Here is a 13,932-nt window from a genome sequence, read left to right as displayed (position 1 = left end):
ATTTAAAACGGGTGTTTTCCGCAATGGAAAAGCGATTGCCCAGAAAAAAGAAAAAACAGTTTGCCCTGAAACCCAGTGGTTTCCTTATCTTCGTAGGGAGGTATTGCAAGACGTGGTTTGTAGCTACAAAAACTCCGTAATTGTAGTTTCCAAACCGTTCTTGTAAGGGCGGGGATTCTCCCTCCCTTAACCCTCCCTGTAAACGCTAACGCGTATGGCACGACCTCAAAAGGACGATGCGGACAAACGCGAATTCACCATTCGCGTTCGCGTCACGGCATCTGAGAAACTGCGTATCTGGCAGATGGCCGCCGAGAACGGCTACACGCCCAGCGACTTCATGCGCTTGCGCACGATGGCCGCCACGCAACCCTTGCGACATAAGCCGACACCGGATCGTGAATTGCTACTCAATGTCATGGCGGAACTTGGCAAGGTCGGCAGCAATGTCAATCAGATTGCCCGTGCCCTCAACAGTCGTGATGAGACAGGGCAATTAGCCGGTATCGACACGGATGAGATCAACCAGGCCATGCAAGGCTTGGATGCGCTGACGGCCCAAGTTCTCAAACTCCTCAGCTAATGGTCATCCGAGGAGCGATACGGGGCAATGGCAAGCAGTTAGCGCATTATCTTCTTTCTGGGGAAGCCAATGAATGTGTCCAGATTGTGGACGTGGCCGGACGCTCCAACGCAACCGATGCTTATTTGCATCAGACCCTGCAAAGCATGTCGCTGACCAGCGAACTGACCAAAAGCCAGAAAGGATTATATCACGCCCAAATCAATCCAGCCTATAGCGAAGACCGAAAGATGAGCGAAAAGGACTGGCTGAAAGCAGCTGATATTCTGGGAAACGAGTTAGGGTTGCAGGAGCAACGGCGCGTGATTGTCCTGCACACCAAAAAGGGTCGGACACACGCGCATGTGATTTGGGAACGCTACGATCATAAAACGGGCAAAGTCATTGCCAACAAGTTTAGCCGACTGGCTCAAGATCGCGCTCGTAAAGAAATGGAGCGGGTGTTTGAACAGCAACCTACGCCCCACCGCAACCAGCATCGGCCTGAACTCAAAGAAGCACTGACCAATCTGTGGAAGGAAACTGAAACAGGGAAAGACTTTGTGAAGGCCGTTCATGATAATGGTTATCTGTTGGCGGAAGGTGTGCCGCGTCACCCGTTCATGGTAGTGGATGAAAATGGACGGTCGTTCGATCTGGTGCGTCAGCTCAAAGGGGTACGGATCAAGGAAGTTCGTCAGCGTTTGCGTCATGAGAAGTTGATACCCGAAAAAGAAGCCATCGAGTTGATGCGGCAAAAGCAGGAAGGTGGTAGCGATGCAAATAGGGCCGAACAACAGCGCGATTTAGATAAAGCCAAACGAACGGCCAGTGCATTTTGGAACAATAAGCAGGACGCGACGCAGGAAAGCCCAGAGACCGAGAACCGCAAGCACATGAAAGCTTTGGCTGACAGTTTTATCCAGTCAGGGCAGGAATTGACAGAAGCCACTGACCAAATCGATAGCCTTGAAAAGAAAAAGAAACGGGCAGGGGAGTATTTTCTAAACGCCGATGAATTGACGGGCAAAGCCGAGGAAACGATTGCTGAAGAACCTGCAACACAAGCGGATGATTACACAGTGACAAGTGAGGACATTACCACGAAGCCACAGAGCATTGAGAGCCGACAGAGACAACAAAGGATAGCAGAGCAATTTGCAGCTAACGAAGAAGACACAAGTCAACCGAGTACAGAGTCAGATCGTAAACGGCATCAAGATATCCTGAAAGAGTTTATGCAGGCCGAGGACGAATTGGTTGATCAAAACGAACTACCACAGGAAGAAACCGTGCAGCGACAACAAACAACAGCACGGCAATTTTTTGAAAATGAAGAACTGACGACAGCCGAAGCTGCTGACAGCAAAGACGAGATTCAACGACTGATACAGGAGCAGAGGGCGATCCGAGAGCGCAATCGGCGGAAGGAAAAGAAGCGGGTTCGCTAAAAATATTCGTGAAAAATTCGGTTAGGCTGGTATAGATGAACCCCAACAGCGCATCTGTTGCACCCTACCTGTTCCGAGCCGCCCTAAAATTCTTGTGCAAATCTTGTGCAAATAAAAAAGCACCTACAAGTTTTATCTCGTAAGTGCTTGATTATCAGGCTCCCGAAGCTGGGCTCGAACCAGCGACCCTCTGATTAACAGTCAGATGCTCTAACCGACTGAGCTATTCGGGAATCGTGGTGCAAAAGTAGCGCGAAACTCGATACCACGCAAGTGATCACGCAGAAAAAATATCGATTTTAGGGTATTTTTTTGCTAACAAAGTGGCAATCAGACCCCAACTAAATCTATTGATTAGCGAAATGCATCCGGACGATGGCTGGGTACATTCTCTAAAATCAACTCTTTAATCCGACGAGCATCGCTTTTGGAGAAGTTAGAGATCACAATTTCGGGACGGGCTCTTGGAATGACCCGAACTGTAGCGAAAAACAACCCGTTGTCGATCTCAACTCCAGAGATATCTGAGTAGAATACGAAATTGTCGGTGCCGCCAATCAGTTTGCGGGCACGGAACGTAACTCCTTTGTCATTAAAGACAACCTCGTCGGGAGTTAATGGATCTTTAAAACTGCTGGATCGGAATTTTTCGTTTGGCATAGCATCTGAACCGGGATTTAGCTGATTTTACGGGACGACTTTGATTTAATGAATCGCTTTCAATGAAAGCCAAATCAGCTGAGATCATAGTCTATCAGTCAAATCACATAAATCCCGGTTATTTTTTAGGTATATAAACTACTTTCTTGGTCTCGAAAAAAGGTTCTTCAAAATAATCCGATAGATCATAAACGCGGTAACGATCAGTTACTTCGGCTAGTTCTTCGGCAAGGTCACCGCCTTTGAGATACAAAACACCATTAGGGCGATCGTTGTTACCCGCTTTATGAATTTTATAGCGTACCCAGCCTAAAAAAGGCTTTAGACGCGTAACGGCTCGACTTACCACGAAATCATAGGTCGTTGTCAGCTGCTCTACCCGAATTTGCTCGGCCTTCACATTCGTCAGCCCCAAAGCATCGGCTACTTCCTGAACGACCTTTATTTTCTTGCCAATACTATCGACCAGGTGAAAATCGGCCAAAGGAAACAAAATCGCTAACGGAATACCCGGAAAACCACCCCCCGTACCGACGTCTAAAATTTCGGTGCCAGGCTTGAACTGAACAATCTTGGCAATCCCCAGCGAATGCAGGATATGCTTTTCGTAGAGCGCATCGATATCCTGTCGCGAAATTACATTGATTTTTGTATTCCAGTCGCGATATAGCCCTTCTAATGCCGTAAAACGATCTTTTTGTTCAGGCGTGAGGTTCGGAAAGTATTTTAAAATTAGATCAATGTTCATTGAATGTAATGGATAATGTACAACGGATAATGCAAAATGGGTAGAGGTGAATAAGCCTACAGTATTCATTATACACTATCCATTAACCCTAACGCCAGTAAAGTCTTTTTTTACGGCGTCTGAATATGGTTGCTATACCCGCCAGGCCGTAGTAAATAGCCAGTAATACGTCCATAAATGGAATAATGGCCCAATGGACTGTATGAGCCAATCGGTAACTAATTCGACCTGTAATGCCCCAGAACGTAAGCATTCGGAAGAGAAAAACACCCGCTCCGCTTAGCAAAAGTAACCATTCGTTCGCTGTAAATGGTTGCTGGTACCATTCATGAACCAAAACAACAATGCCAATAACCAATGCGAACGCCCAGGTCAATACGTGCGAGCCTGTGAGCAGGCCCAGCCGAAATTTGTTGCCAGACTTATAGTATTTGCCTACGTTCAGATGCCGTTTTTTCTGTAGTCGCCAGTCGGCCCAGGTTTCTTTGGGTTTCGACCACATAAATGTGTCGGGATGGATGCTTATTGCCGTGTTTTTTCCCGTTGCTACTTCATTGATAAATAGGTCATCATCACCACCCACTACGTTCATGTGGGTGTAAAAACCCCGGTTGGCAAAGAACAGGCTGGTTCGATAAGCTAAATTTCGACCGACACCCATATACGGACGACCTGCCAGCGCCAGTGATAAATACTGAACGGCGGTAAACAGGGTTTCGGAACGAATAAGGAAATTGAGTAAACCTGGCCGATGCTCGTAAGGAGAAAAGCCTAAGCTAATCGCCTTTTGATCGTTGATCAATGGGGCAACCATACCGCTCAACCAGTCGTCAGAGGCAGGTCGGCAGTCGGCATCGGTGAGCAGTACAATTGGGTAAGTGGCTTTTTTTAGCGCGATGGTCAGTGCATATTTTTTCGGTGTCACGTGCTCGTGCTCTTTGTCGATGCGGATAAATCGAACGTGCTGGAGCTGGGTAATGTCATTTTCCAGCAATAAGTGAGTGCCATCCGTCGACCGATCATCCATGACCAAAACCTCAAAATGTGGGTAATTCTGAGCGTTGAGTAAGGGCAATAATTCGGTCAGGTTTTCCAATTCGTTGCGGGCACAAACAACAATCGTAATCCCGGATGTTGATCCGGTACGTGCATTTGACTGTACGCCTAAGGTAGTGTGCTCGGGTACTCGGTAAAAAGCCGTTCGCGAATAAACGAAGAGGATAAAAATGAGCTGAATGCTGACCACAAGTAGCCAGATTATCAGTAATACTATAGTCACCAGCAGGAAAGTTTACTCGCTATTGCGTTGGTTTTTAACGAAGTCGCAAAGATAAGGGAAAAAAGGGAGGAAGGAGGAGGGGGAAGAAAAGGGAGAAGGAAAAACAACCAGAGGTTTCCTCCTCAATTCTTCCTTTTTCCTTCTTCCCCCCTCTTCCTTCCTCCCCTTCCGCCGTATCTTTGTACTATGACATTTTCGATTACTGCAAAGGACCCACAGTCGAAGGCCCGAACGGGAACCCTGACAACTGATCATGGACCTATTCAAACGCCGATTTTTATGCCCGTCGGTACGGCAGGCACTGTAAAGGCTGTCCATCAGCGTGAACTGGAGACCGATATTAATGCCGAAATTATTCTGGGCAATACCTATCACTTATACCTGCGACCCGGTCTGGAAGTGCTTCGGCAGGCAGGCGGTTTGCATGCATTCAATGGCTGGCAACGTCCTATCCTGACTGATTCGGGCGGCTATCAGGTGTACTCGCTTTCCAATACGCGTAAGATTAAAGAAGAAGGTGTGACGTTTAAGTCGCATATAGATGGTTCGAAACATACCTTCACCCCAGAGGGAGTTATGGATATTCAGCGGACAATTGGCGCTGATATTATCATGGCTTTCGATGAATGTACGCCTTATCCCTGCGAGTACGGCTATGCCCGACAGTCGATGGAAATGACGCATCGCTGGCTTGATCGGTGCATTGGTCGTTTTGATGAAACCGAAGGACATTATGGCTATCGACAAACGTTATTTCCTATTGTTCAGGGTAGTACCTATGCTGATTTGCGTCGGCAGTCGGCAGAAACAATTGCGAGTAAAGAGCGTGAAGGGAATGCAATTGGTGGGCTAGCTGTTGGCGAACCCGCTGAAGAAATGTATCGCACAATTGAGCTGGTAAACAGCATTTTGCCCGCCGATAAGCCTCGGTATTTGATGGGAGTCGGTACGCCGGCTAACATTCTGGAAGCCATTGCTTTAGGGGTTGATATGTTCGACTGCGTGATGCCAACCCGTAATGCCCGACATGGCTTGTTATTTACGACGGAAGGGGTTATCAATATCAAAAACGAAAAATGGAGCAAAGACTTTAGCCCTATTGATGCCGGATTAGGGGGGTATGCCAGTACGTTCTATTCGAAATCCTACCTGCGTCATTTGTTTAAATCTGAAGAATTGCTGGGCGGTCAAATTGCGAGTCTGCACAATTTGACTTTTTACCTGTGGCTCGTCAGACAGGCGCGGGCGCATATCGAAGCCGGTGATTTCGTATCGTGGAAAAATGAAATGGTTATTCGGCTAATGCAGCGACTATAATTTGCGTTGATATCATAGTTGAGAAAACTTGTTTCAGCATGGTAAGGGTCTGATTTTAAATGTAGTGGCTTTTGGCATGAGGCCTAGAGGCAGTACCTTTTGACGAAAATTAATGCTTAAAAAAGATTTTTAAGTCTCCTAATCTAAAAAATGGGAGACTTTTTTGCTTTTTGTCGTCATAGGCTTGCTTGTGGGCCATAAGTAACCCATGATTCATACTATTTGTACACGAGGGTATGGTGACGTCGACCGAATTCAGCCAAATTCCGAACACTAATCGCTGGTTATTTTTACCTGCCGAGGTAATGGTGCGGGCGATTTGGCGAACCCGGTTACGAATTACAGCTTCCACGATCGCGTTTGCTATACTGGGCGTCGTTGTGGCATTCGTGCAACAGCCGGAGTTTCAGTCGGAAGCCCGGATTATCCCTGAAATGAATACGGGAGCGAGTGATCTGTTTAAACGACTATCATCGATGGCGGGCTTTGCGGAGGTTGATTTTTCGGATGCGGAAGGCGTAGATGCCATTCGGCCCGACTTGTATCCGACTGTATTACAGAGCACTCCGTTTATTCTTTTTCTGCTTAAGCAACCCATTACGATTAAGGGCCAATTGAAAACGGTTGGACAGTTTCTGACAACCGGGCAGATTAGCTGGCCCTGGAAACAGTGGCGGCTCTTCGACAGACAAGACCAAACTCATTTTTCCGGGAAGGGACCCCTGTATCTGACCACGCAACAGCAAGAACTGGCGGAGGAAATTAGTGAACGTGTAAATGCCAAACTCAATACGCGTTCGGGCGTTATTACGATTACCGTTCAAATGCCCGATGCGCAGGCAGCTGCCCTCGTCGCTCAGTTAGCAATGAATTACCTGACTCAATATGTCAGAAATTATAGAACCGGAAAAGCCCGACAGGATTTAGCCTTTTATAAGCAGCAACTGACCGATGCTCGTAAACGTTATCAGGCGGCCCAATTCACGATGTTCCATTACAACGACAATCATAAAGCCATTGCCATGCAGGAGGCTACCCTGGACAGGCATCGTATGGAAGATGAACTTGCCATTGCCCGAACGGTTTATACGGAACTATCCCGTAGGTTTGAGCAGGCTAAATTGAACGTGCAGGAACGAACCCCAATTTTTAACGTACTCGAGCCCCCCAAAGTACCTCTGAAGCGATCGTCGCCTAAGCGAGTGCTTACTGTATTGCTTGTTACAGGGGCGGGGTTCATGATAAGTATTTTGATTGTATGGATTCGGCAAGCCAATCTGGCTGGACGATTTAAGGCAATGATAGCCGAGGATAGAGTGTTAGTAGCCCATTTAATTTAAACGCAACCTGTGATCAACGCGCTTCGTCAGAAAGAAAAGAAAATCGCCGTCATTGGCCTGGGATATATCGGTCTGCCGGTTGCGCTTGCGTTTGCCCAACAATTTCGGGTCGTTGGTTTCGATAGCAACCCCGATCGGGTGGCGATGCTGCAACGAGCTGAAGATCCTTCGCGGGAGCTACCAGCCGATGCGTTTATCGGTGCCGATATTTTGTTTACTGCCGACCCGAATGAACTGAAACAGGCGCATTTTTTTGTCGTGGCCGTTCCTACGCCAGTAGATGAATATAAAGTGCCCAATTTAAGACCATTGATACGCGCTTCGGAAGTTATTGGTGTCGCTCTGAAGCCAGGAGATTATGTTGTATACGAATCTACGGTTTATCCTGGTTGCACCGAAGATGATTGTTTACCCATACTGGAATTCTGCTCTGGATTAACCGTAGGGCGTGATTTTAAGCTCGGCTATTCGCCTGAACGGATTAATCCGGGCGACAAGACCCGAACGCTGGCTGATATTCTTAAAGTAGTCGCAGGAAATGACGAAGAAGCTACGCAGACTATTGCCGACGTGTATGGGGCTATCATTCGGGAAGGCATTTATAAAGCGCCAAGCATTCAGGTTGCCGAAGCGGCTAAAGTAATTGAAAACGTTCAGCGTGATCTTAATATCTCGCTCATGAACGAGCTGGCCATCATTTTCGACAAAATGGGCATCGACACGCAGGAGGTGATTAAGGCTGCTTCAACGAAATGGAATTTTATACCCTTTACGCCCGGACTGGTTGGTGGGCATTGTATTGGTGTCGATCCCTATTATTTGCTCCATAAATCCCGACAACTGGGTTACGAACCGCAGGTGATTAACTCCGGTCGTCGTGTTAACGATAGTATGCCCGACTACATCGCCACGAAGTTGGTGCAAATGCTGTTACAGCGCGCCAAAAATCCGAGCGAAACGAAGGTGTTGGTCATGGGACTAACCTTTAAGGAAAATATTGCCGATATCCGCAATTCGAAAGTAGCCGACCTGGTTCGGGAACTCATGGCCTATTCGATTAACGTGCACATTATAGACCCGTACGCATCGCCTAACGAGGTCGCCCGCGAATATGGCCTGAGCCTACTCGACAAACCTGCCGACCAATACGACGCGGTCGTGGTGGCTGTTGGGCACGATGAGTATAAAGAATTAGATGCTGATTATTTCAAATCGCTCATGAAGAACGCACCCATTTTGCTGGATTTGAAAGGTCTTTATCGAACGAATAAAGATGATGAAATAAGCTATTGGCAACTCTGATCGGATGCGGGTGAATTATGAAAATAGTTGTTGTAGGTAGTCGATTAGCTGACTCGCTGGAGCAGCATCTCTGCCAGTCGTTTCGGGTACTGGGCTACGATGCCACCCTGCTTGATGTGGCGGATGGATTACTTGTGTCCGCAAAAATTAACTACTGGATGGCGCGATTCGTCGAATTTTACGATCGGGCCATCAGCAGCAACATCGCCGATCGAATTATAAAACTTCGCCCCGATCTGGTCGTCGTTGTGTACCGTTACTTACATCCGGTTTTGGTTGAGCGATTAAAGAAGCAATTACCCGGCGTCATTGTTGTACAGATGAATCCTGATCCGATTTCGAATCTGGAAAAGCAACAAATCATCGCGGCCGATTTTGACTATTACTTTTCAAAAGAACCCTACATTGTTGATACACTACGGCACAAAGCTGGACTGAATGCCCATTACTTACCTGAGGGCTTTAATCCGCGAATCTATCAAAAACCAGCGGTTGAAAAATCGGTTGCCGAATGGCTGACCGATATTGATGTGCTGGTGTTCGGGAATTTATATGCGTACCGCGCCCGCATGGTTGAGCAACTGATACGGGCTGGATTGAAAGTGACTGTTTATGGACATCAAGGGCCTTATCTGCGTCCCGAGTTAAACGCTATCATCAACCAGCACCAGCTGACTGGGCCCGAGAAGAATCGATTATTCTATGGTGCCAAAATCGTTTTCAATAACTTTCATTACGCTGAGGTAAGTTCAGTCAATCATAAATACTTCGAACTTAACGGGATTGGCGCGTTCCAACTCTGCGATTATAAATCGACGATAGAGGACCATACCGGCATCCCTGCTGAGCAGGTCACCTATCGGAATATAGACGATGCCATTGATAAAATCCGCTACTATCTGGCTAGGCCAGTTAAGCGGCACGAACTGGCCGCAACACAATACACTCATTTTCAACAGCACCATACGTTCGATCAACGGGTTACGCAACTTCTACAAACAGTAGGCTTGGCACCCTTATTGGACTCGGAGCAGCTACAAATCGATGACTGGTGGGACGACTGACGCTAAGCTTTCTTGTTTTCCTGCTTTTACGCTGGTTTGTAGCCAGTGCCTGGTATGAAGCATTGGCTGTATCTTTTTCAGCCTATACATTCGTTGTTTTCGTTTACCAGATCGGCCAGCGGATTGTCATTCTGGAATGTATCAGTGCCATTGCTTCTCTGGAGATTTTAGCTGTACCTGCCATCACCTACTGGCTATTTCCGGGGTCGATGCCTATTGAGTCGAGTACGTACTTTAGCTATGCGTTACCCGCCTACACGGCATTTTATGTAGGCATAGGCGGGCTGTCTGGCAGGGATTCCGAGACATTGCATCGGCAATATATTCAGTATGTAATCGATTATCTGCAAGCTCGCCAATCAGTTGCTGTTTGGCTGTTTGTCATTGGGTTAGGTGGATTTTTTCTAAAAGCATTACTACCCGAAGTTCCTGCCTTTCTGGGGGCTCTACCGATGTATTGTCTGCTGGTAAGCACCTTGTATGCTTACTATTCCACAAATGCCTATTGGATGCTGCTTGTCGGGCTGGTTATTAGTCTACTGCTTATCAATACCGTTCAGACGGGCATGTTTGGTGACCTCTTTTTCTGGCTCTTGTTCCTACTGATCTTTTGGACGATTAGCCTATCGGAACCGATAACGATTCGGGCAAAAACGATGCTTGTTAGTTTGGCTTTTACACTGTTGTTAATCATTCAGTCAATTAAAGGCGAATACCGCTATAATACCTGGGGAAGCTCCCGATTCGACCGTACGGCCAATGCGGGCCTGATGGCAGAGTTGCTGATTGATCGATTTGCCCATCCCGGAAAACTCCTGAATACAAGGCACTTCGTCGCGTCGTTTGGTCGATTTAATCAAGGAATTATGATTGGAAGTGCCATGGCCAAAGTTCCTGTTCATGAGGCTTATGCTAACGGAGAAGTGCTGCTATCCCTGGTTTATCCGTTGGTGCCCCGACTGCTTTGGCCCGGCAAACCCCAAACGGGTGGTTACGAAAATATACGACGCTTTACGACCCTGGCGCAGTTTGAGAACACCAGTATTAATCTCTCGCCCGTGGGCGAAGGCTATGTGAATTTTGGCTACGGCGGTGTGCTGTTTGCCTATTTATATGGCTGGTTGCTGCGGGGTGGTTTTCAGGTCGTTTTCAGTCTTGCAGACAAAATGCCGTCAATTATTCTCTGGTTGCCCATGCTGTACATTGGGTGTCTGACGATGGAAACAGACCTCCTGTCAACCTGGGGAAGTTTGGTGAATAGCGCCCTGTTTATTGGGTTTCTAAGTTGGTCGATGAAATGTATTGGTGTTCAACTCTAGGGTTTTATGATGGTTACGTATCTACTTCGTAGTCCGGGAACTGGCCATAGCATTGAAGAGCTATTCGGTAGTATTCAGCGCGAGATCGACCAACAATCGAGTCTTCAGACTACCAGAATCCAGTTGCCGTATGTCAGTCGTGGTTGGTGGAGCGTCTTTCAAAATCTACGTTTTGTACGAACTATCTCGGGTACTGTTTTTCACATTACTGGCGATGTACATTATGCAGCATTGGCCCTACCTGCATCGCAGACAGTGCTAACAATTCATGATTGTAATGCGCTGGAAAAGAATCGAAAGCGTCCCTGGCGATATGCTGTGTTCTGGTTATTCTGGTATTATCTGCCTATTCTTAGAGCGCATGTTGTGACGACGGTATCTGAAAAAACGCGACAGGAACTGCTCCGGCATGTAGGGCGATTAGCACAGAAAGTCGTGGTGGTTGCCAATGGTTACGATCCCGTTTTTGCGTATCGGCCTGCGCGATTTCACAAAGCGCAACCAGTACTGCTTCAGATAGGAACCTCACCCAATAAGAACCTACCACGTTTGATTGCCGCCATCGCCGATCTTGCGTGTACACTTGTTATTGTTGGCCCACTGACTGCCGAACTCATGCGGGCGCTTCAACAATACCGAATTCATTACCGGAATTACGTCGATCTCAATCGAGCTGAGGTAATTCAACTGTATGAATCCTGTGACATCGTCACGTTCGTGTCAACCTACGAAGGATTTGGTATGCCCATTTTAGAAGCTAATGCCATTGGTCGTGCGGTGATTACCTCAAACATAACACCGATGTGTACGATTGCGGCTGGCTCTGCTCTTTTGGTGGACCCAACCGATACGAACGCTGTCCGACAGGGAATTCTACGACTCATTCAGGACGACGTTTATCGGCAGGCGTTACTGGAGGCAGGTCTCAGGAATGCCCAACGGTATATGATTGCCGCATCCGCTTCGCAATACGCAGCACTGTACCGGGAAATTGCCAGTCATCTACCCTTATCTGAACAAGTTGCATGAAGATTCTTCTGTCGGCAGATTGTTTTTATCCCGCGCAGATGGGTGGTCCCAGTAACACAATTTACTGGCAAGCCAAAGCACTGGCGCAGGCCGGGCACGATGTATCCGTAGTGGCGACGTCTCAAAGTTTACCGCCAGCTACGTTGCTCGATCGATGGCTACTGCTTGACTGTGGTCGGGTAATCTACACGCGAAATCCTCATTTTTATCTGCCGCTCCGGCATATATGGCAAGGCTGGTTGGCTATTCAAAAAGCAGATATCGTTCATGTAAACAGCTTGTTCTATCCCGCTTCGTTCGTGTGGGTACTCATGGCCCGATTGCTGACTAAACCGGTTGTCTGGTCGCCCCATGGCGAGTTAAGCCCGGTGGCATTAAGCTTTCGATCAGGCCTGAAACGTCTGATACTGAACGTAATTAAGTTTGTCAACCCAGCCGTTCAATTTCATGCTACAAGTTCTGCCGAGACGAGACACATCCGCCAGCATTTTGGAGCCGATACCAGGGTTGGCGAAATTTATAGCCGAATGGAGCTGCCCGATCTGGTAGTCCCCACGCCAATTGGTTCGGTCATTCGACCCTATCTCTTGTTTGTAGGTCGGCTGCATCCCATCAAAGCTATTGATCGTTTACTGATAGCGTTGAGCGCATCTGCCCTATTTATAAAAAGCGATTATACGCTGATATTGGCCGGGCCAGACGCCAACAAAACCTACACCCAAACCTTAAAAGACTGCGTACAAAGGCTTGACCTGTCGACTAAGGTATTGTTTGTTGGCTGGGTGCATGGCGATCAAAAGGAATACCTCTATGCCAACGCCCGGATAACGATTTTACCGTCTCATTCGGAGAGTTTCGGCAATGTGGTCATCGAATCGCTGGCGCAAGGCACGCCTGTTGTTGCCTCGACCCATACGCCCTGGCAATTGCTCGAAACCGAACAGGCTGGTAGTTGGGTATCGAACGAGCCAGATCAACTTCGGACGGCCATCGAACGCTATCTGACAATGCAACCGAATGAATATGAGGGGTACCGTAAACGAGCCCTTAAGCTGGCTCGCCAACGGTTTTCAATCACGGGCAGCAGCGAAGAATGGGAGCGGTTTTACAGACAAATACGACATGCTGCTAAACAGAGATCAATGGGTTTACTTGATGAATAACGATGGAAAATAATGTCGTTGATTTTCATGATGTCATCGCTTCGGCGTTCAATGATCGATATGAAACGTCGAAGGCATTTCAGGAGCGCTTTAACGTCTGGATACGATTATTTGACCGCTACATAAAACCAACCGATCACGTTATGGACATTGGCTGTGGATCGGGTGTTTTTAGTGATTATCTCGCTGGCCAAGGCTGCGTTGTGACAGGAATAGATGGTTCGGAAGCGATGATTGCCCTCGGAAAACAGAAGAGGATGGCGGGTAACGTGCGCTATTTGGTGCAGTCGTTACCATTGCCCAATCCAATGCAGTATGTGCCACAGGATGTTCTCCTGATGTCGAGCGTGCTTGAATACCTGGATGATATAACGGAAATGCTTCAACAGGCCAACGTTCTTCTGAAACCGAATGGCCTGTTCATTGTCTCGATTCCTAACCGTATAAGCGTTTATCGGGCTATTGAACGAGTTATATTCTGGCTAACAAAACGGCCGACTTATTTCGCCTTCATCCGTCATACATCGACTAAACTTAAGTTTAATAAACGGCTGACTCAACTAGGGTTCGAGCCACTTGAAACGGTTTACTTTTCAAGTTACGATCCCATTTCGAGCATACTAAAGCCTTTTTTCGCGGAACAGTATGTCAATAATTTGCTAGTTGGTGTCTATCGAAAACGAACAGACTCGTAGTCA

General features: G+C 47.4%; 13 protein-coding genes and 1 tRNA gene. 10 read left to right on the top strand and 4 right to left on the bottom strand.

The window, feature by feature from the left end; translation table 11 throughout:
- Nucleotides 1-214: 214 nt before the first annotated feature.
- Together H3H32_RS26370 and H3H32_RS26365 are read left to right on the top strand one after the other, a co-directional pair.
- Nucleotides 215-583, top strand: coding sequence for a plasmid mobilization protein (locus H3H32_RS26370; protein WP_182458739.1), 369 nt, complete (start codon nucleotides 215-217; stop codon nucleotides 581-583).
- Nucleotides 583-2,013 carry a relaxase/mobilization nuclease domain-containing protein gene (locus tag H3H32_RS26365; protein WP_182458738.1) on the top strand — a complete coding sequence of 477 codons (1,431 nt, stop codon included), beginning with the start codon at nucleotides 583-585 and terminating at the stop codon, nucleotides 2,011-2,013. The genes H3H32_RS26370 and H3H32_RS26365 overlap by 1 nt, the downstream gene beginning before the upstream one ends.
- A 159-nt stretch (nucleotides 2,014-2,172) precedes the next feature.
- Here the strand turns inward: H3H32_RS26365 and H3H32_RS26360 are convergent.
- From H3H32_RS26360 to H3H32_RS26345, 4 genes are all read right to left on the bottom strand, one after another.
- A tRNA-Asn gene (locus H3H32_RS26360) sits at nucleotides 2,173-2,246 on the bottom strand.
- 121 nt (nucleotides 2,247-2,367) lie between these two features.
- A complete protein-coding gene (locus H3H32_RS26355; RefSeq protein ID WP_182458737.1) occupies nucleotides 2,368-2,673 on the bottom strand; it encodes a PH domain-containing protein in 306 nt (101 codons plus the stop codon).
- A 118-nt stretch (nucleotides 2,674-2,791) separates the two neighbouring features.
- On the bottom strand, nucleotides 2,792-3,421 hold the full coding sequence (rsmG, locus tag H3H32_RS26350; protein WP_182458736.1) for a 16S rRNA (guanine(527)-N(7))-methyltransferase RsmG: 630 nt from the start codon (nucleotides 3,419-3,421) through the stop codon (nucleotides 2,792-2,794).
- Between the two features lie 88 nt (nucleotides 3,422-3,509).
- Nucleotides 3,510-4,700: a glycosyltransferase gene (locus H3H32_RS26345; RefSeq protein ID WP_182458735.1), complete on the bottom strand. Its 1,191-nt coding sequence runs from the start codon at nucleotides 4,698-4,700 to the stop codon at nucleotides 3,510-3,512.
- A 186-nt stretch (nucleotides 4,701-4,886) separates the two neighbouring features.
- On the opposite strand from H3H32_RS26345, the gene tgt reads away from it, so the two are divergent.
- From tgt to H3H32_RS26305, 8 genes are all read left to right on the top strand, one after another.
- Nucleotides 4,887-6,017, top strand: coding sequence for a tRNA guanosine(34) transglycosylase Tgt (gene tgt, locus H3H32_RS26340; protein ID WP_182458734.1), 1,131 nt, complete (start codon nucleotides 4,887-4,889; stop codon nucleotides 6,015-6,017).
- A gap of 236 nt (nucleotides 6,018-6,253) precedes the next feature.
- Nucleotides 6,254-7,357 carry a Wzz/FepE/Etk N-terminal domain-containing protein gene (locus H3H32_RS26335; protein WP_182458733.1) on the top strand — a complete coding sequence of 368 codons (1,104 nt, stop codon included), beginning with the start codon at nucleotides 6,254-6,256 and terminating at the stop codon, nucleotides 7,355-7,357.
- 9 nt (nucleotides 7,358-7,366) lie between these two features.
- Complete coding sequence (locus tag H3H32_RS26330; RefSeq protein WP_182458732.1) at nucleotides 7,367-8,659, top strand: nucleotide sugar dehydrogenase; 1,293 nt, start codon at nucleotides 7,367-7,369, stop codon at nucleotides 8,657-8,659.
- A gap of 17 nt (nucleotides 8,660-8,676) precedes the next feature.
- Nucleotides 8,677-9,723, top strand: coding sequence for a CgeB family protein (locus H3H32_RS26325; protein ID WP_182458731.1), 1,047 nt, complete (start codon nucleotides 8,677-8,679; stop codon nucleotides 9,721-9,723).
- Complete coding sequence (locus H3H32_RS26320) at nucleotides 9,711-11,042, top strand: DUF8712 domain-containing protein (RefSeq protein ID WP_182458730.1); 1,332 nt, start codon at nucleotides 9,711-9,713, stop codon at nucleotides 11,040-11,042. The genes H3H32_RS26325 and H3H32_RS26320 overlap by 13 nt, the downstream gene beginning before the upstream one ends.
- A gap of 6 nt (nucleotides 11,043-11,048) precedes the next feature.
- The gene (locus tag H3H32_RS26315; protein WP_182458729.1) at nucleotides 11,049-12,071 is read left to right on the top strand and encodes a glycosyltransferase family 4 protein; all 1,023 of its coding nucleotides are present in this window, start codon (nucleotides 11,049-11,051) and stop codon (nucleotides 12,069-12,071) included.
- Nucleotides 12,068-13,234 carry a glycosyltransferase family 4 protein gene (locus H3H32_RS26310; protein ID WP_182458728.1) on the top strand — a complete coding sequence of 389 codons (1,167 nt, stop codon included), beginning with the start codon at nucleotides 12,068-12,070 and terminating at the stop codon, nucleotides 13,232-13,234. The genes H3H32_RS26315 and H3H32_RS26310 overlap by 4 nt, the downstream gene beginning before the upstream one ends.
- Before the next feature lie 2 nt (nucleotides 13,235-13,236).
- Nucleotides 13,237-13,929 (top strand): class I SAM-dependent methyltransferase, encoded by a 693-nt coding sequence (locus H3H32_RS26305; RefSeq protein ID WP_182458727.1) that lies wholly within the window; start codon nucleotides 13,237-13,239, stop codon nucleotides 13,927-13,929.
- Nucleotides 13,930-13,932: the final 3 nt, after the last annotated feature.

Origin of the sequence: Spirosoma foliorum (genome assembly GCF_014117325.1) — a bacterium.
GTDB lineage: Bacteria > Bacteroidota > Bacteroidia > Cytophagales > Spirosomataceae > Spirosoma > Spirosoma foliorum.
The sequence above is the reverse complement of the archived record's forward strand: the minus strand, read 5'-3'. Positions and strand labels throughout refer to the sequence as shown.

What these genes read in the sequence shown, in the direction of transcription:
- H3H32_RS26370 (WP_182458739.1), top strand. Translation starts at nt 215, where the DNA reads ATGGCACGACCTCAAAAGGACGATGCGGACAAACGCGAATTCACCATT.
- H3H32_RS26365 (WP_182458738.1), top strand. Translation starts at nt 583, where the DNA reads ATGGTCATCCGAGGAGCGATACGGGGCAATGGCAAGCAGTTAGCGCAT.
- H3H32_RS26355 (WP_182458737.1), bottom strand. Translation starts at nt 2,673, where the DNA reads ATGCCAAACGAAAAATTCCGATCCAGCAGTTTTAAAGATCCATTAACT.
- rsmG (WP_182458736.1), bottom strand. Translation starts at nt 3,421, where the DNA reads ATGAACATTGATCTAATTTTAAAATACTTTCCGAACCTCACGCCTGAA.
- tgt (WP_182458734.1), top strand. Translation starts at nt 4,887, where the DNA reads ATGACATTTTCGATTACTGCAAAGGACCCACAGTCGAAGGCCCGAACG.
- H3H32_RS26335 (WP_182458733.1), top strand. Translation starts at nt 6,254, where the DNA reads ATGGTGACGTCGACCGAATTCAGCCAAATTCCGAACACTAATCGCTGG.
- H3H32_RS26325 (WP_182458731.1), top strand. Translation starts at nt 8,677, where the DNA reads ATGAAAATAGTTGTTGTAGGTAGTCGATTAGCTGACTCGCTGGAGCAG.
- H3H32_RS26315 (WP_182458729.1), top strand. Translation starts at nt 11,049, where the DNA reads ATGATGGTTACGTATCTACTTCGTAGTCCGGGAACTGGCCATAGCATT.
- H3H32_RS26310 (WP_182458728.1), top strand. Translation starts at nt 12,068, where the DNA reads ATGAAGATTCTTCTGTCGGCAGATTGTTTTTATCCCGCGCAGATGGGT.
- H3H32_RS26305 (WP_182458727.1), top strand. Translation starts at nt 13,237, where the DNA reads ATGGAAAATAATGTCGTTGATTTTCATGATGTCATCGCTTCGGCGTTC.